The sequence below is a fragment of the Brevibacterium casei CIP 102111 genome (assembly GCF_900169275.1).
GTDB classification, from domain to species: domain Bacteria; phylum Actinomycetota; class Actinomycetes; order Actinomycetales; family Brevibacteriaceae; genus Brevibacterium; species Brevibacterium casei.
Genome location: NZ_FXZC01000006.1, coordinates 95,996 through 113,142 on the forward strand (window position 1 = coordinate 95,996; position 17,147 = coordinate 113,142).

The 17,147-nt window shown below is 70.6% G+C and carries 16 protein-coding genes; 10 read left to right on the forward strand and 6 right to left on the reverse strand.

All coding sequences use genetic code 11. The features are described from left to right. Nucleotides 1–46: 46 nt before the first annotated feature. The 4 genes from phnE to BC102111_RS13950 form a co-directional block, all read right to left on the reverse strand. Complete coding sequence (phnE, locus tag BC102111_RS13935; RefSeq protein WP_009376124.1) at nt 47–904, reverse strand: phosphonate ABC transporter, permease protein PhnE; 858 nt, start codon at nt 902–904, stop codon at nt 47–49. Continuing rightward, complete coding sequence (locus BC102111_RS13940) at nt 901–1,716, reverse strand: phosphonate ABC transporter ATP-binding protein (RefSeq protein ID WP_009376123.1); 816 nt, start codon at nt 1,714–1,716, stop codon at nt 901–903. Before BC102111_RS13940 ends, phnE begins: the two co-directional genes overlap by 4 nt. Next, a complete protein-coding gene (locus BC102111_RS13945) occupies nt 1,716–2,621 on the reverse strand; it encodes a phosphate/phosphite/phosphonate ABC transporter substrate-binding protein (protein ID WP_101624644.1) in 906 nt (301 codons plus the stop codon). The genes BC102111_RS13940 and BC102111_RS13945 overlap by 1 nt, the downstream gene beginning before the upstream one ends. 89 nt (nt 2,622–2,710) lie before the next feature. Next, the gene (locus tag BC102111_RS13950) at nt 2,711–3,859 is read right to left on the reverse strand and encodes a TIGR03364 family FAD-dependent oxidoreductase (protein WP_101624645.1); all 1,149 of its coding nucleotides are present in this window, start codon (nt 3,857–3,859) and stop codon (nt 2,711–2,713) included. Between the two features lie 168 nt (nt 3,860–4,027). Between BC102111_RS13950 and BC102111_RS13955 the strand changes: the two genes are divergently transcribed. Together BC102111_RS13955 and BC102111_RS13960 are read left to right on the forward strand one after the other, a co-directional pair. Then, on the forward strand, nt 4,028–4,801 hold the full coding sequence (locus BC102111_RS13955; RefSeq protein WP_232252493.1) for a GntR family transcriptional regulator: 774 nt from the start codon (nt 4,028–4,030) through the stop codon (nt 4,799–4,801). Between the two features lie 87 nt (nt 4,802–4,888). Beyond that, entirely contained in the window at nt 4,889–5,581 is a 693-nt protein-coding gene (locus BC102111_RS13960; protein ID WP_101624646.1) for a phosphonatase-like hydrolase, read from the forward strand. A 10-nt stretch (nt 5,582–5,591) separates the two neighbouring features. Here the strand turns inward: BC102111_RS13960 and BC102111_RS13965 are convergent, their stop codons facing one another. After that, complete coding sequence (locus BC102111_RS13965) at nt 5,592–7,454, reverse strand: ABC transporter ATP-binding protein (RefSeq protein WP_101624647.1); 1,863 nt, start codon at nt 7,452–7,454, stop codon at nt 5,592–5,594. Between the two features lie 204 nt (nt 7,455–7,658). Beyond that, the gene (gene coaA, locus BC102111_RS13970) at nt 7,659–8,696 is read right to left on the reverse strand and encodes a type I pantothenate kinase (protein ID WP_009376109.1); all 1,038 of its coding nucleotides are present in this window, start codon (nt 8,694–8,696) and stop codon (nt 7,659–7,661) included. A gap of 206 nt (nt 8,697–8,902) precedes the next feature. On the opposite strand from coaA, the gene glmS reads away from it, so the two are divergent. The 8 genes from glmS to BC102111_RS14010 all read left to right on the forward strand — a co-directional run bounded on the left by glmS (nt 8,903) and on the right by BC102111_RS14010 (nt 17,133). Continuing rightward, the gene (glmS, locus tag BC102111_RS13975) at nt 8,903–10,777 is read left to right on the forward strand and encodes a glutamine--fructose-6-phosphate transaminase (isomerizing) (RefSeq protein ID WP_095376435.1); all 1,875 of its coding nucleotides are present in this window, start codon (nt 8,903–8,905) and stop codon (nt 10,775–10,777) included. Nucleotides 10,778–10,879: 102 nt separating this feature from the next. Further along, nucleotides 10,880–11,302 carry a holo-ACP synthase gene (locus BC102111_RS13980; protein ID WP_009376107.1) on the forward strand — a complete coding sequence of 141 codons (423 nt, stop codon included), beginning with the start codon at nt 10,880–10,882 and terminating at the stop codon, nt 11,300–11,302. 29 nt (nt 11,303–11,331) lie between these two features. After that, nucleotides 11,332–12,558, forward strand: coding sequence for a M20 metallopeptidase family protein (locus BC102111_RS13985; protein ID WP_101624648.1), 1,227 nt, complete (start codon nt 11,332–11,334; stop codon nt 12,556–12,558). 68 nt (nt 12,559–12,626) lie between these two features. Continuing rightward, on the forward strand, nt 12,627–14,195 hold the full coding sequence (locus BC102111_RS13990) for a bifunctional ADP-dependent NAD(P)H-hydrate dehydratase/NAD(P)H-hydrate epimerase (protein WP_095376437.1): 1,569 nt from the start codon (nt 12,627–12,629) through the stop codon (nt 14,193–14,195). Continuing rightward, complete coding sequence (gene alr, locus BC102111_RS13995) at nt 14,192–15,412, forward strand: alanine racemase (protein WP_101624649.1); 1,221 nt, start codon at nt 14,192–14,194, stop codon at nt 15,410–15,412. Before BC102111_RS13990 ends, alr begins: the two co-directional genes overlap by 4 nt. Next, on the forward strand, nt 15,409–15,966 hold the full coding sequence (tsaE, locus tag BC102111_RS14000) for a tRNA (adenosine(37)-N6)-threonylcarbamoyltransferase complex ATPase subunit type 1 TsaE (protein ID WP_095376439.1): 558 nt from the start codon (nt 15,409–15,411) through the stop codon (nt 15,964–15,966). Before alr ends, tsaE begins: the two co-directional genes overlap by 4 nt. Continuing rightward, nucleotides 15,963–16,676 carry a tRNA (adenosine(37)-N6)-threonylcarbamoyltransferase complex dimerization subunit type 1 TsaB gene (gene tsaB / locus BC102111_RS14005; RefSeq protein ID WP_095376440.1) on the forward strand — a complete coding sequence of 238 codons (714 nt, stop codon included), beginning with the start codon at nt 15,963–15,965 and terminating at the stop codon, nt 16,674–16,676. The genes tsaE and tsaB overlap by 4 nt, the downstream gene beginning before the upstream one ends. Before the next feature lie 10 nt (nt 16,677–16,686). Next, nucleotides 16,687–17,133, forward strand: a complete 447-nt coding sequence (locus BC102111_RS14010) for a GNAT family N-acetyltransferase (RefSeq protein ID WP_095376441.1) — start codon at nt 16,687–16,689, stop codon at nt 17,131–17,133. Nucleotides 17,134–17,147: the final 14 nt, after the last annotated feature.

Here is a 17,147-nt window from a genome sequence, read left to right on the forward strand (position 1 = left end):
TCCCGGGCCTTCGGCATCTCGTTGCCGGCCTCAGCGGTCGCTCAGCTCAGAGCGCGAGCTTCTTGCGCACTCCCGCCGAGAAGAGGTCGACGGCGATGATGAGCACGAGCACGATGAGGATGTAGGTGAGCATCGAGTCGAACTGGAAGGACTTGATCGACTGGTTGATGAGCAGTCCGATGCCGCCGGCCCCGACGAGGCCGAGGACGAGCGAGGACCGCACATTGACGTCGAAGCGGTAGAGGAGCAGGCCGAAGAGCTGGGGGACGACCTGCGGGAACGTCGCGTTGGCGACGATCTGCGAGCGCTTCGCCCCGGCAGTCGCCAGCGCCTCGGAGGGACCCGGATCGATCTCCTCGATCGCCTCCGACCACAGCTTGCCCATGACTCCCGTGTTGTGGAAGATGAGCGCGAGCACACCGGGGAAGGGCCCGAGGCCGACCGCGGTGACGAAGACGAGGGCGAAGACGATGTCGGGAACCGCGCGGAGGAAGGACATGATCGCGCGGGCGACCTGGTAGACGACCGGGTGCGGTGAGGTCGTGCGCGAACCGAGCACGGCGAGCAGCGCCGAGGTGGGGATCGACAGGGTCGTGCCGAGCAGGCCGATCCACAGCGTGATCCCGGTCGCCTGGATGCCCGGCCACACCGTGTCCGTCCAGTCGAGGTTCGGCGGGAACGCCTCGGAGAGGAAGTTCGCCATCCCCTGCCGTCCGTCGACGAGGGTGACGAGCGAGAAGTCCGTCTCCCGCAGGGCGACGACGTGGAGGACGACGATGACGACGATCGCCGTCGCCAGCTGCCAGCCGCCGAAGCGGCGGATCGGCGGCTGCAGGGCGGTCGGGGTCTGGCCCAGCGGTACGGTGCGCAGGGTGGTGCCGCGCGTGTCGGGAATCGTCTTCACTTGCTCTCCGAATTCGTCACGGGGGTGTAGAGGCCGGTGATCTCCTCGGCCGGCACCTCGTCGGCGCGCCCGCGCAGGACGATCCCGCCGGAGCGCAGACCGATGATCGTGTCGGCGAACTCACGGGCGAGGTCCGGCTGGTGAAGGACTGCTGCGACCGCGAGTCCCTCGTCGTGGGCGAGGTCGCGCAGCAGTCCCATGACCGTGCGGGCCGCCTCGGGGTCGAGCGCGGCGACGGGTTCGTCGGCGAGGAGGACCTCCGCGCCCTGGCACAGGGCGCGGGCGATCGCCACGCGCTGCTGCTGACCGCCCGAGAGCGTGCCGGCCCGCAGCGGGGCCTTGTCGGCGAGTCCCACCCGGTCGAGGGCGACCATCGCCTCCCGGCGGATCTCCGCCGGGTAGAACCACGGGTGGAGCGAGGCGGCGACGGGCATCCGGGCGAGGGCGCCCGCGCAGACGTTGTCGAGCACGGAGCGGCGGGCGACGAGGTGGATCTTCTGGAACACCATCGCCGGGCGTCCGTGCTCGCCGCCGATCTCGATCTCACCACCCTGGTGCGGGGTGAGGCCGGCGACGGCGCGCAGGGTCGTCGACTTGCCGGATCCGTTGGCTCCGAGGAACGCGAGCAGCTCACCGGGGGCGACGTCGAAGCTGACGTCGTCGAGCACGGTGGTCGGACCGTAGGCGACGGCGAGGCCGGAGACCCGCAGGAGCGGGGAGGCACCGGCACCGCCGGTGCCTCCGGTCGCCGCCGACCCCGGCGTCGCCGGGGACCCGGCGGCCGCCTCGGCGGGAGTGGTCCGCAGCGTCATCAGACGTCCTCTTCGGTCAGGTTCATCGTCTTCGCGAGGTCGAAGAGCGGCTGGTACGTCGACTTGTCGACTTCGATGAGCTGACCGGCCGGTTCGACGCCGAGGTAGCCGGCGACCTCTTCGATGTCCTTGGCCGGGAGGTTGAGGAGGGCGTCCTTGACGGCCTTCTTGAACTCGGGGTCAGCGGACTCGGCGACGGTGATCGGGTCGTTCGGGATGGGGTCGGACTCCCAGATCTGGCGGAAGTCCTCCTTCTTGAAGGTGCCCTCCTTGATCGCGGTGCCCATCGTCTGGGAGTTGATCTGGGCGGCGTCGACGGTCTTGTTCGTCAGGGCGAGCAGGGCCTCGGGGTGGCCGCCGGCGTAGTTGAGGTTGAGCTCGGATTCGGCGATGCCGGCCTGGGCGAGGGCGTAGCGGGGCAGAGCGTCACCCGAGGTCGAACCGACGCTGCCGAGGGCGAGGTCCTTGCCGCGGAGGTCCTCGAGGGTTGTGATGTCGGACTCCTTGGGGACCCAGATGCCACCGGTGTACGAGCTCAGCTCGCCCTCGGCGGTGCCGAAGGAGGCGAGCGGTTCGGCACCGGCGCGCTCGGAGGCGAAGACGTAGCCGAGGGGGCCGAACTGGCCGATGTCGAGCTTGCCGTTCTGCATCGCGAGCACCTCGGCGGAGTAGTCCTCGAGGACCTGGACCTCGACGGGGCAGTCGAGGGTCTTCGACAGCGACTCGGCGACCGTCTTGTACGCGGGTTCGAGCTTCTTCGGGTCCTCGAACGGTTCGATGCCGAAGGTGATCTGCCCGTTCGGACAGGTCGCCGACTCGGCGCTGGCTGCCGGCGAGCAGCCGGCGAGGACGACGGGGGCGAGGAGGACGGCGGCGGAGGCGAGGGCGATGTGGACGCGCTTCATGATGATCCTTCTGTGATGGAGTGATGGTGATCGTGCGATAGGACGGGGTGGAACGGTTCTGGTGGGGTCCGGGCGATCGCCCGGACGGCTCAGGCGGCGGGACGGAGTGAGGGTCGCAGGGCGGTGAGCGTGCGCTCGGCGAGGCCGAAGGCGATCGTCATCCCGATCCCGGTGGCCACGGTGGCCACGGTCGTGCGCTCGTCGACGGTCTCGACGAGGAGCGGTCGGGTCGGGCTCGAGGCGTAGACGCCCTGCCACCGCTGGCGGATGGCGAACCCGGTGGGCTGGTCGAGGACGCAGGCCGCCTCGGCGAGGAGGACGTCGGTCGTCGACTCCGGGATGAACGGGTCGACGCTGCGACCGTACTCGTGGGAGTCGCCGATGATGATCGTCCCGTCGGGGCGGGGACCGAACATGACGTTGGCGCCGACGGCGATGAGCTCGGGGGCGCTGCGGGCGACCTCGTCGCGGACCGCCTCGGCGGCGGGCATCGAGGTGAACGCGTCGTAGCGCAGCAGCGAGGTGCGCGTGAGGATCGCAGCATCCGTGCGGATGTGCTCCGGGGTCGCGGCCAGGGTCATCGACAGCGCGCACTCGACGAGTTCGGCCTCGGCGGCGAGCTCGGGGAAGAGCGCGGGAAGCTGGTGGCCGGTGCACACGATGACGTGGTCGGCGGTGAACGTGCCCACCGAGGTCTCGACCCGTCCGTCGGCGACTCGGCCCACCCGGACCCCGGTGCGCAGGTCGATCGCCGAGGCGGAGCTCAGTGACTGCGCAAGCCGGGGGGCCGCGGTGCGGGGGTCGACACGGAGGTCGGCGGTCAGGTGCGCCCCGCCCACAGCGCCGCGCAGGCGGGCGTGGGGGTCGCCGGTGACCGCGGCCCCGAGGCGTTCGGGCGTGAGGAGGTCGATCGCGGCCGCACCCTTCTCAGCACGGGCCTGTTCGAGGATCGCCATCTGCGCCTGCGAGGTGGCGACGACGAAGGCGCCGGTCGGTGCGGCCCAGAAGTCGGCCTCCTTCGCCGCTTCCATCCACTGGTGGCGGCCGGCGGCGGCGAGTTCGGCGAACTCACCGGTCTGCCCGGTGATGCAGGCGTGGCCGAAGTTGCGCACGGACGCACCGCGCGGCACCGTGTCGGCCTCGAGGATCGTCACGCTCAGGCCCCGGCGAGCGGCGGCCCGGGCATGGGCGAGGCCGATGATGCCGGCCCCGACGACGATGATGTCAGAATGGTTCATGCCTCGAGACTGCCGTGTCCGGGACGCCTGAGACAAGCGGATTCGGGGCATGTATATATAAGTTGGCGATCCGTTCATCTGCGAGCGTTCGCGCGGGGTGTCTGTTCATCCCGCGTTCAATCACGGAGGCCCGAAAGCCGGGGCCGGTAGGTTATCGTCGAACCTATGATGACAAGTTCACGTTCACCTATGGAGCCGCGGGCGGCCCTGCACAGGGTCATCGGTGACGAGCTGCGGGCGCGGATCACCGACGGCAGGCTTCCCATCGGGGCGCCGCTGCCGAGCGAGGCCGAACTCTGCCGTGAGTTCTCCGTCTCCCGCGGTCCGGTGCGCCAGGCGCTCGCGGCACTGCGGGCCGAGGGCATCATCGCCGGCAGTCAGGGAGCGGTCGCCCACGTCGTCGGCTCCGTGCCGACGCAGTCGATGACGAGCTTCCTCTCCTTCTCCGAGTGGGCGCAGTCGACGCATCGGCGTCCGGGACAGCGCACCGTCGAACTCGCCCGCCGCGCCGCGAACGAAGAGGTGGCCGCGGCACTGTCCGTGCCGGTCGGGGAGACCGTCGTCGAGATCATCCGCCTGCGCCTCCTCGACGACGTGCCGGTGATGGTCGAGCGCACGGCCTTCACCCTCGAGGCCGGACGTCACCTCTTCGACTTCGACACCGACAGCGGATCGATCTTCGCCCACCTCAAGGGCAACGGCGTCGAACTCGTCGCCGCCCGCCACACCTTCGACGCCGTGACCGCAGCGGGCCTCGACGCCGAACTGCTCGAGGTGCCCGACTGCACGCCGCTGCTGCGCGAACTCCGGATCACCTCGACCGGTGCCGGCGTCCCCGTCGAGTACTCCGATGACCGGTACCTGCCCGGCAAGGTGACGTTCACGATCAACAACACCGCCGCCTCGGGCGGCAACGTCATCCGACTCATCCCCGAGGACTGACCTCGGTCCCAGCCGACCCATGACACGCGCGCCACGCCGGGCGGCGACACTGCCGCCCGCATCCACCTCTGCGAAGGAGAACCCCCAATGACCACGACCATCGACCTCGCCGTCTTCGACATGGCAGGCACCACGCTCGACGAGCACGGAGACGTCTACCGGGCGCTGCGCCAAAGCGTCGAGGAGACCGGCACCGAGGTGACCGAGGAGAACCTCCAGACCTGGATGGGCACCGACAAGGTCGAGGCGATCCGCAACCTCCTCCGCCTCGGCGGGCATGCCGCGGACGAGGGCACGGTCGCTCAGTGCTTCGACCGCTTCCGCGCGCTGCTGCGCGAGTTCTACGCCGCCACCCCGCCCGAACCGCTGCCCGGCGTCACCGAGGCGCTCGCCGAACTCCGCCGGAACGGGGTCAAGGTGGCGCTGACGACCGGGTTCTCGACCGACGTCGCCGGCCCCCTCCTCGAGGGCCTCGGGTGGGCGACGGGGGAGGACGGGAACCTCGACGCCGTCGTCTGCTCCGACGAGGTGGCCGCCGGCCGCCCCTACCCGTACATGATCCAGCGGGCGATGGAGCGGACCGGGACGAAGGACGTCCGCACCGTGCTCGTCGCCGGTGACACCGCCGTCGACGTCGAAGCCGGCGCCGCCTCGGGGGCCGGAATCGTCCTCGGCGTCGAGACCGGAGCGCTCACCGCCGCGGACTTCTCCGCCTTCGACGGCGCGCAGTCGCTGCCCTCGGTGGCCGAGATCCCGGCCTTCCTCGGCCTCCGCGCCTGAGCTCCGCTCCTCAGCTGTCGGAGAACTGCGTCGCGTAGAGCTCGGCGTAGCGGCCGCCGCGGGCGATGAGCTCGGCATGCGAGCCGGACTCGACGATGCGCCCGGCCTCGACGACGAGGATCGTGTCGGCCTGCCGGATCGTCGAGAGCCGGTGCGCGATGACGAGCGCGGTGCGCCCCGACATCGCGTGCGCGAGCGCCTGCTGCACGGCCGCCTCGTTCGTCGAGTCGAGCGCCGAGGTGGCCTCGTCGAGGACGACGATCTCCGGGGCCGCGAGGAGCATCCGGGCGATCGTCAGCCGCTGGCGCTCACCGCCGGAGAGCCGGTAGCCGCGCTCGCCGACGACGGTGTCGAGCCCGTCGGGCAGGGCCGCGATGACGTCGTGGAGCTGCGCCCGGTCGAGGGCGTCGTCGAGTTCGGTCTCCGTCGCATCGGGCTTCGCGAGCAGGAGGTTCGACCGGATCGACTCGTGGAAGACGTGCCCGTCCTGGGTGACGACGCCGACCGTCTTGCGCAGCGTCTCCGCGGAGAGTTCGCGGACATCGACACCGCCGATCGTGATGCTGCCCTCGGTGACATCGTAGAGGCGCGGCAGCAGTGAGGCGATCGTCGACTTGCCGGCCCCCGAGGAGCCGACGAGGGCGACCGTGTGACCGGCGGGGATCGTGAAGCGGAGATCGTGGAGGACCTCCTGACCGCCGCGGGCGTCGAGCACCGAGACGTCCTCGAGGCTCGCGAGACTGACCTGTTCGGCACTCGGGTAGGCGAAGCTGACATGGTCGAATGCGACGTCGAGGCCGTCCTCAGGCAGCTCCTTGGGGTCCTTCGGCGCCTTGATGAACGGGACGAGGTCGAGGATCTCGAAGACCCGCTGGAAGCTGACGACGGCGCTCATGATGTCGAGGCGGGCGTTCGCGAGCATCGTCAGTGGCGTGTACAGGCGGGTGAGGAGGAGGGCGAGGGTGACGACCTGACCGGCATTGAGATGACCGAGGACCGCCTGGGCGCCGCCGATGCCGTAGACGAGTGCCAGCGCGAGAGCTGAGACGAGGGTGAGGGAGGCGACGAACGTCGACTGGAGCATCGCGACCTTGACCCCGATGTCGCGGACCTGACCGGCGCGGTCGGCGAACTCGCGGTTCTCCGTGGCGGGGTTGCCGAAGAGCTTGATGAGCGTGGCACCGCCGGCGGAGAAGCGCTCGGTCATCCGCGTCGACATGTCGGCGCTGTTCTCCGCTGCCTGGAACTGGAGGGCGGCGAGCTTCCCGCTGAGCATCCTCGTGGGGATGATGAACAGCGGCAGGAGGAGGATCGACAGGGCCGTGACCTGCCAGGAGATCGTCACCATGACGGCGACGGTGAGGATGAGCGAGACGAGGTTGGACACGATGCCCGAGAGCGTGTTCGAGAACGCCCGCTGCGCCCCGATGACGTCGGTGTTGAGCCGCGAGACGAGCGCACCGGTGCGGGTGCGGCTGAAGAAGGCGATCGGCATCGACTGGACGTGGTCGAACACGGCGGTGCGCAGATCGAAGATGAGGCCTTCGCCGATCTGCGCGGACAGGTACCGGTTCGTGATCGAGAGCGCGGCGTCGGCGATCGCGAGGGCGCCGATGGCCACGGCGAGCCACACGACGGTGGCGACGGGACCGCCGCCGGTGATCGCGTTGACGACGTCACCGGCGAGGACGGGGTTGAGCACGCCGATGACGGCGGAGCCGACGGAGAGGGTGAGGAAGACGGCGAGCTTCCTCTTGTGCCGTTTCGCGAATCCGGCGATCCGCCGGTAGGTGCCCTTCTGGATCGTCGTCTGCGGGGTGCGCTGACTCTTCACCGAGGTGTACATCACCCTGTGTGCCGACTGCAGACTCATCGTCGCCTCTCTCCTGCTTCTCGCCCGAGTGGGAGTGCACGCACCCGGACGAAGGCGCATCGCCTCCTTGGGGATGACAAACTGTGCACTCAGTGCAACTGTGCGTGGGCCGATTCTATTTCCGCCCGCCCGGACCGAACTCCGGGAGTGCGCGGCGCCCGACCGACGACAGCGAATCCGCGACGCCCGCCGACCAGCCGCGGATCAGAGCTTGCGCAACTGGACCTTGCGGATCGTGTGGTCGGCGGATTTGTGGAGGACGAGGTCGGCGCGACCGCGGCTGGGCAGGACGTTCTCCCGCAGGTTGGGGAAGTTGATCGAGTCCCAGATCTCCGTGGCGAGCGTCACCGCCTCGTCGTCGCTGAGCTTCGAGTAGCGGTGGAAGTACGAGTCGGGGTCCTGGAAGGCGCCGTGTTTGAGTTTGAGGAAGCGCGAGACGTACCACTCGCGGATGTCGCGGGAGCGGGCGTCGACGTAGACGGAGAAGTCGAAGTAGTCACTCGTCGACAGACCCACGGTCCCGTCGCTGCGGGGCCGGGCCGGCTGGAGGACGTTGAGCCCTTCGACGATGAGGACGTCGGGGGAGCGGACGACCACCTCGGCGCCGGGAACGATGTCGTACGTGTGGTGGGAGTACACGGGTGCCCGGACCTCCGGGGCCCCGGACTTCACGGCAGAGAGGAAGCGGAGCAGGCGGCGGCGGTCATAGGACTCGGGAAAGCCCTTGCGGCCGTTCAGGTGTCGGCGTTCGAGTTCGGCGTTGGGGTAGAGGAACCCGTCGGTGGTGATGAGCTCGACGCGAGGGGTGTCGGGCCAGCGGGCGAGGAGTTCGCGCAGGACACGGGCCGTCGTCGACTTGCCCACTGCGACGGAGCCGGCGACGCCGATGACGAAGGGCGTGCGCTTGGCGTCCTGCGGTTCGAGGCCGAGCTCGTGAAGGGGGGAGAAGAACTCCCGCGTCATCTGGTGCTTGCCCTGCCGGGCGGAGACGTAGAGGTTGAGCAGGCGGGACAGCGGCAGGTAGACCTGCGCCACCTCGTCGAGATCGATGCGATCGCCGAGGCCGCGCAGCCGCTCGATGTCGCGCTGGGTCAGCGGCAGTGGAGTCGATTGCGCAAGCGTGCCCCACACCTCGCGGTCGAACTCCCAGAACGGGGAGCTCGGCTGGTCGTCGAGCTTCCTCGCGGTGTTGAGTCCGGCAAGGCGGCGCGCACGGTCAAGCTGCGGATCGACATGAGGCATGGGGACAATTGTGTCATGCGTCATGGGCGCCTCCCGCACCGCCGTGGCACCCCGGCGATGCGGCCGCCGTCACCCCGGCGATGCGGCCGGCGCCACCCCGGCGATGCGGTCGCCGTCACAGGCCGGCAGTGCCCCCGGTCACCTCGGCGGACGGCCTGGGTACCCGGTGGGAGGCGGGGTTGACTCGGCCCAGTAAAATTCCTCTCATGTGTGGAATCGTAGGATATGTCTCCAGTGCGCCGGTCACCGATGTCGACCATACTGCGCTCGACGTTGTGCTCGCCGGCCTCAAGCGGCTCGAATACCGCGGGTACGACTCCGCTGGAGTCGCTCTCGTCACCCCTGACGGCGAACTCGCCACCGCCAAGAAGGCGGGCAAGCTCTCCAATCTCACCGATGACCTCGAGGCGAATGCGCTTCCGCTCGCGCAGACGGGCATCGGACACACCCGGTGGGCGACCCACGGCGGTCCCACCGATGTCAACGCCCACCCCCACGTCGCCGACGGCGGACGCCTTGCGCTCATCCACAACGGCATCATCGAGAACTTCGCGCAGCTCAAGGCACCGCTGGTCGCCGACGGCTTCGAGTTCACCTCGGAGACCGACACCGAGGTGGCGGCCGCGCAGCTGGCGAAGAACTACCGCGAATGCGGCGACCTCACCGATGCGATGCGCGTGACCGCCCAGCAGCTCGAAGGAGCCTTCACCCTGCTCGCCGTCCACGCGGACCTGCCCGGCACCGTCGTCGCCGCGCGCCGCAACTCGCCGCTGGTCATCGGCCTCGGCGAGGGGGAGAACTTCCTCGGCTCAGACGTCGCCGCGTTCATCGACTACACGCGCACCGCCGTCGAGATCGGCCAGGACGAAGTCGTCACCATCACCCCGGACTCGGTCGTCATCACCGACCTCGCCGGCAAGGTCGTCCCCGGTGAGCAGTTCGAGGTCGACTGGGACACCGCCTCGGCGGAGAAGGGCGGCTTCTCCTCGTTCATGGACAAGGAGATCCACGATCAGCCGCAGGCCGTCGGCGACACCCTGCTCGGCCGCTTCGACACCGAGGGCAAGCTCTCGCTCGATGAGATGAACATCGACGAGTCGGTGCTCAAGACCATCGACAAGATCGTCGTCATCGCGTGCGGCACCGCCGCCTACGCCGGTCAGGTCGCGAAGTATGCGATCGAACACTGGTGCCGCATCCCCGTCGAGGTCGAACTCGCCCACGAGTTCCGGTACCGCGACCCCGTCGTCAACGAGAAGACCCTCATCGTCGCGATCTCCCAGTCGGGGGAGACGATGGACACGATCATGGCCGTGCGCCACGCCCGCCAGCAGGGCGCGAAGGTCATCGCGATCTGCAACACCTTCGGCTCGACGATCCCGCGCGAATCCGATGCCGTGCTCTACACGCACGCGGGACCGGAGATCGCCGTGGCCTCGACGAAGGCGTTCCTCTCCCAGGTCGTCGCCTGCTACCTGCTCGGCCTCTACCTCGCGCAGCTGCGCGGGAACAAGTTCCGCGACGAGATCGCGCTCATCCTCAAGGACCTCCAGACGATCCCGGAGAAGATCCAGCGGATCCTCGACGAGGGCAAGGACCAGGTGCTCGAGCTCGCCCGCCGCAACGAGGACGTCGGCTCGGTGCTCTTCCTCGGCCGTCACGTCGGCTACCCGGTCGCGATGGAGGGTGCGCTCAAGCTCAAGGAGCTTGCCTACATCCACGCCGAGGGCTTCGCCGCGGGCGAGCTCAAGCACGGTCCGATCGCGCTCATCGACGACGGCCAGCTCGTCATCATCGTCGTGCCTTCGAAGCGCGGACGCGATTCGCTCCACGCCAAGGTGATCTCGAACATCCAGGAGGTCCGGGCGCGCGGTGCGAACACCGTCGTCATCGCCGAGGAGGGAGACGAGGACGTGCGCGAGTTCGCCTCCGAGGTCATCTACGTCCCCGAGACCTCGACGCTGCTCGCGCCGCTGCTCACCACGGTCCCGCTGCAGATCTTCGCGATGGAGCTCGCGACGGCCAAGGGCCTCGACGTCGACCAGCCCCGCAACCTCGCGAAGTCCGTCACCGTCGAGTGATCCCTCCGGTCCGCGGTTCCGGCACCCCGCCGGGACCGTGGACCGCACAGCACCTGCGGACCGCACCGCATCTGCGGCACAGCAGCCTGAAGAGGAGGCCCCATGGCCATTCTCGGCATCGGCACCGACATCGCCGACGTCCCGCGCTTCGCCGAGCACATCGAGCGCGTGCCCGAACTCCTCGACCGGCTGCTCACCCCCGCTGAACAGCTCAAACGCAACGGCAAGCGCCGCACGGACGCGTCCCTGGCCGCCCGGTTCTCCGCGAAGGAGGCCCTGAAGAAGGCGATCGGGTTCCCCGGGTGGCTGCCCTGGCAGTCCGCCGAGGTGGTCCCCGCCCGCTCGGGCGCCCCGTCGTTCCGTCTCCGCGGGCTCGTCCTCGAGCACTTCCGCGCGATCGGCGGCACCAACCTCCACCTCTCCATCACCCATGATGCGAATGTGACGATGACCTTCGTCATCGCCGAGGGCGACGGGCCCTCGCTCAGCCCCGATGTCGAATGGGAGTCCCGCCACTTCGGCTGACCGCCTGCATGCGGGCATAGACTCTCCCCATGGCTTCCCTCCCCACTCCCGCCGAGGCGGCCGCTCTCGCCCCCGACCTCGTCACCCTGCGTCGCGCCCTCCATGCCGCCCCGGAGGTCGGCCTCGACCTGCCCGAGACCCAGGCCCTCGTCCGCGAGGCGATCGCCGACCTCGACGTCGAGATCACCGACGGTTCCGCCCTCTCCTCGCTCACCGTCGTCCTCCGCGGCGGCAGGCGGACCGAGGATTCGACGGGCGTCGTGCCCGCCGTGCTCCTGCGCGGGGACATGGACGCCCTGCCCGTGCCCGAGGCGACGGGCTTCGACTTCGCCGCGGTGAACGGGAACATGCACGCGTGCGGCCACGACCTCCACACCGCGGGCCTCGTCGGGGCGCTGCGTCTCCTCCACGACCGACGCGCAGAGCTGCCCGGCGACGTCGTGTTCATGTTCCAGCCCGGTGAGGAGGGCTTTGACGGGGCCGGCCGGATGCTCGACGAGGGCGTCCTCGACGCCGCCGGTCCCCGGGTCAAGGCCGCCTACGGGATCCATGTCTCCGCGGATCAGGACCTCGGCCTCGGGTCGAGCAGACGCGGATCGTACATGGCGGCGTTTGCGAAGATGACGATCACCGTCCACGGGAAGGGGACCCACGCATCCAGGCCGGCGACCGGCCGCGACCCGATCTCCGTGGGGGCGATGCTCGTCGGTCAGCTCCAGGAGTACGTCACCCGCCGCTTCGACATCTTCGATCCCCTCGTCGTCACCGTCGGCCAGTTCAACGCCGGCACCGCCCCCAACGTCATCCCCGACTTCGCGACCCTCGTCGTCAGCGTCCGCTCGTTCTCCGAGACCGTCACCACCCGCGCCGAGGCGGAGCTTCCCCACCTCGTCAGCGGGCTCGTCGCCGCCCACGGACTCGAGGCCGAGGTCGCCTACGAGCGGATCCTGCCGCCGACGATCAACGACGACGCCGAGGCGGACTTCTTCCTCGAGACCTTCGCCGACCTCTTCGGCGCCGACCGGACCTGGTCGCGGCCCGATCCTCTGCCCGGCTCCGAGGACTTCTCCCGGGTGCTCGCCGAGGTGCCCGGTGCCTACGGCCACTTCGGGGCAGCGCTGCCCACCCTGCCCGTCGAGGAGCGGGAGGCCAACCATTCGCCTCGGGCCAGGCACAGCGACGAGGGCCTCGCCGATCAGGCGCTCTTCCTCGCCCACCTCGCCGCCCGCCGCCTCGACCGGCTCGCCCGGGAGTGAGCCCCGACCAGCAGCGCTGACCACGCAGCACTGACCAGCAGAGCCGACCAGGCAGGAAGGAGCATCCGATGCCGACCTACGCGTACCCGAGCCGGACCGTGCGCGACGCCGAGGTGCCTCTGCTCGAGGCGGGCGCACCCCTCATGGCCCGTGCCGCCGCGGCGCTGGCCCGCTTCTGCAGTGAGGTCCTCCGTGCTCGGCGCGGACTCGTCACGGGGTCCCGGGTCTGCGTGCTCGCCGGCCCCGGCAACAACGCCGGTGACGCCCTCTTCGCCGCTGCGGCGCTGGCCCGCCTGGGGGCCCGTGTCGGCGTCATCGTCCTCTTCGGCACCACCCACGGCGACGGGCTCGCCGCGGCGGTGCGCGCCGGCGCCGACGTCATCGACCTCGACAGCGGGCAGGACGCGGCCCAACGGACCGCCGCGCTCACCGAACTCACCCGCTCAGACCTCGTGCTCGACGGCATCCTCGGCACAGGCGGTCGACGTGGGCTGCCCCCGCACGTCGCCCGCCTCATCCGCGACTGGCGGGAGTCCGAGTACGGGGGCACCGTCATCGCCGTCGACATGCCCTCGGACCTCGATCCCGCCTCGGCGGGCCCCGAGTCCCGGATCCACGCTGATGCGACGCTCACCTTCGGCGGGCTCAAGGCCGAGCTCATCGACCCCCGCTCAGCCAGGTTCACCGGGCCGGTCCACGTCGTCGACATCGGTCTCGGGCTCTCCGCCGAGGCCGCCGTCGCCGAACTCCTCGACTCCGCCGACCTCGACACCGAGTTCCCGCGCCCCGGCCCGGAGTCCCACAAGTACTCCCGCGGGGTGATCGGGGTCGTCGCCGGCTCGCGCGAGTACCCGGGTGCCGGCGTCCTCACCACCGGCGCCGCCGTGGGCACAGCCCCGGGCATGGTCCGCTTCCTCGGCGCCCACGATGTCGGAGAGCGGGTGCTCGACCGCCACGCCGAGGTGGTCCTCGGTCCCGGCCGCCTCGATGCCCTCGTCGTCGGCTCCGGCGACCCCGAGACCGGGGCGATCGAGGCCGGGCTCGCAGCGATCGGCGGCACCGCGGTCCCCGTCGTCCTCGACGCGGGAGCGATCGAGATGGTCGGCCATGCCGAGGCGGCCCCGGTGCCGGGAGCGGCGGGGCGGCTCCACGGGCGACCCGTCGTCCTCACCCCGCACGCCGGTGAGCTCTCCCGCCTCCTCAGCCGCCTCCTCGGCGAGATCATCACCGCAGGCCGGGTCGCGGCCGACCCGCTGCTCTGGGCCAGGCGCGCAGCCGCGGACACCGGGCACATCGTCCTCCTCAAGGGGTCTCAGACGGTCATCGCGTGCCCCGACGGCTTCGCGGTCCTGCCCGCTCCGGGCCCGGCGAGCCTCGCGACCGCCGGTTCCGGCGACGTGCTCACCGGGATCATCGGCACCCTGCTCGCCGCCGCGCAGGCGAAACGGCGGACCGGAGGCGAGGACGGCCCGATGCCCGATCGCGTGGTCGCGCACACCGCGGGGCTCGGCGTGCTCCTCCACAACGCCGCCGGGTCCCTGTCGATCAACGCCGAACAGCTCGTCACCGCCGTCGGGCAGGTGACGTCCGCCCTCGTCCACTCGGGCCGGGCCGCGGACGGTATCCTTGTCCAGTGACCTCACGCGACATGTCCCTCGTCAGGGCTGAGATCGACGCGTCCGCGCTGCGGGCCAACGCCGCCGCCCTCACCGAGGCGGTCAGCCCCGCCCGACTCAAGTGCGTCGTCAAGGCCGACGCCTACGGGCACGGCGTCGACCTCGTCGCCCCGACCCTCCACGCCGCAGGTCTCCGCGAGTTCTGCGTCGCCACCGTGCCCGAGGCCCTCGCCCTGCGCGACCTCCTCGGCGCCGACGCCGAGATCATGGCCTGGCTCTACGGTCCCGGCAGCGACCTCGAGGCGGCCCTGCGTGCGGACATCGCCCTCGGCGTCTCGACCCCCGGTGCCCTCGATCGGGTCGCCGCGGCCGCGCGAGCCACGGGCATCCGGGCGCGCGTCCACTTCAAGATCGACAGCGGGCTCGGGCGCAACGGGCTCGCACCCGAGGACATTCCCGCCGTCCTCACCATGCTTCGGGCATGCGCCGAGGAGGACGCGCCCCCGTTCGTCGTCTCCGGGATCATGAGCCACTTCGCCGTCGCCGACGAACCCGAGCGCCCCGAGACCGCGCAGCAGCAGGAGGTCTTCGACTCAGCCCGTCGGGAGCTCACCGCGCTCCTCGAGTCAGCCGGCGGCCGCCTCGGTGAGGCCTCCGACCTCGACGTCCACATCGCGAACTCCCCGGCCGCACTCACGCTCAGGCCCGTGCCGGGCACCTCGGCCAGGGTCGGACTCGCCCTCTACGGCCTCTCCCCGCTCGCCGACGCCGAACCGGGCGACCTCGGTCTCACCCCCGTCATGCGGCTCGTCTCCGAGGTCGTCAACCTCAAGCACATCCCCGCCGGGCACGGCGCCTCGTACGGACTGACGTACACCGCCGAGGCGGACACCCGGTTCGCGCTCGTACCCGGCGGATACGGCGACGGGGTGCCCCGGTCGGCGTCGAACCGCGCCGAGGTGAGCATCCGCGGACAGCGGTTTCCCATCGTCGGACGCATCGCGATGGACCAGTTCATCGTCGACGTCGGCGACGCGGAGGTCGCCATCGGCGACGAGGTCGTCCTCTTCGGTCCCGGCGGCCCGTCCGCCGCCGAATGGGGGGACTGGGCGGAGACGATCAACTACGAGATCGTCACCCGCTTGAGCGCCCGCGTCGACCGGGTCCTCATCGACGCCGACCCTGCCGACCCCGGCGACAGGGCGCCCGCCGACCCGACGAGCACGGAGGCCCGATGAGGATCCGGATCCGCAGCCTCGATGAGATGCGCACCCTCGCCGAGGTGGTCGCCGCCCACCTGAGCGCCGGTGACCTTCTCATCCTCACCGGCAACCTCGGTGCGGGGAAGACGACGTTCACACAGGCACTGGGCCGGGGGCTCGGGGTGCGCGGCCGCATCACCTCACCGACCTTCGTCATCGCCCGCGAACACCCCTCACGCCACGGCGGTCCGACTCTCGTCCACGTCGACGCCTACCGTCTCGGCGCCGCCGAGGAGCTTTCCGACCTCGACCTCGACTCCGAACTCGAGGACTCGATCACCGTCGTCGAATGGGGCGAGGGACTCGCCGAACAGCTGAGCCAGGACTACCTGTCGGTGACGATCACCCACGGCGGAGGAGACGACGTCTCCGACCTCGACGACGAGGACCCCGCCGACGACGAGTATCTCGTCGACGAGGAGCGCGTCGTCGAGATCACCGGACACGGACAGGACTGGGAGGGCCGCCTCGGCGCGCTCACGGCGGCGGTGAGGACGGGCCTCGGACCCGATGCGGAGGTCGACGGATGATCATTCTCGGAATCGACACCTCGCAGGCGGCCTCGGTCGCCCTCGTCGACACGACCACCGGAGCGGTCCTCGCCGCCGAACAGGCGGCTGACCAGCGCCACCACGTCGAGTTCATCGGTCCCGCACTCGCCCGCGTCCTCGAGCGGCCGGAGGTCCCCGAGCTCGTCGTCACCGGCACCGGCCCGGGACCGTTCACGGGACTGCGGGTGGGCATCGCGGCGGGCATCGCCGTCGGCCTGGCCCGCGACATCCCCGTGCGCGGGATCCTCTCCCAGACGGCCATCGCCGAGGAGGTCCGCCGCTCCCGTGCCGCCCGCGGGGACGCTCGTCCCGGTGCTGACACCGGGCTCGTCCTCATCGCCGGCGACGCCCGCCGCAAGGAGGTCTACGCGAGTGTGTGGGACGCAGCGGCGGAGACGATGCTCTCAGGCCCGCTCGTCGCGAAGCCCGCGGAGCTCGCGACCGAACTCGCCGCCCACGACATCGACCCCGAGGCCGTGGGGCAGCGGTTCGGGCGCGGGTTCGCCCTCTACCCTGAGGCGATCGGCGAGTCCACGGACAGCGACATCGTCGACCCGAAGGCCGAGCACCTCGCGTTCGCCGCGGCCCGGGTGCTCGGTTCGGGCGGCGAACTCGGCGACCCGGTCCCCGAGTACCTGCGCGAACCCGACGCCGCCGCGACCCCCGTCCGACAGACCCTGCTCAAGTAGGGGCACTGCGATGACCGTGAGCGTGCGCGAACTGCCGTGGTGGGAGCTGAGCGAGGTCGCCGCGGCCGATGCGCGCATCTTCGGGGCCACCGCATGGACCCTCCCGTACTACTGGGCCGTCGCCGCCCAGCCGGGCACGGCGATGTTCGTCGCCCGGGACGAGGGTACGGGTGACCTCGCCGGATGGGTCGTCATGTCCGCCGTCGGCTCGGAGGCCGATGTCATGACGATCGCGACCACCGAGGCGGCCCGCGGCCGGGGAGTGGGGCGCACACTGCTGCTCGCGGGCATCGACTGGGCGGACGAGGCAGGAGCGGGCCTCATCCACCTCGAGGTCGCCGACGGCAATGCGCCTGCGCTCGGCCTCTACCGGTCCCTCGGCTTCGAGGAGTGGGGGAGACGGCCGGACTACTATCCCGGCGCCGATGCCGTCCTCATGCGCCGCAAAGTGCGCTGACCAGGCTCAGCCCG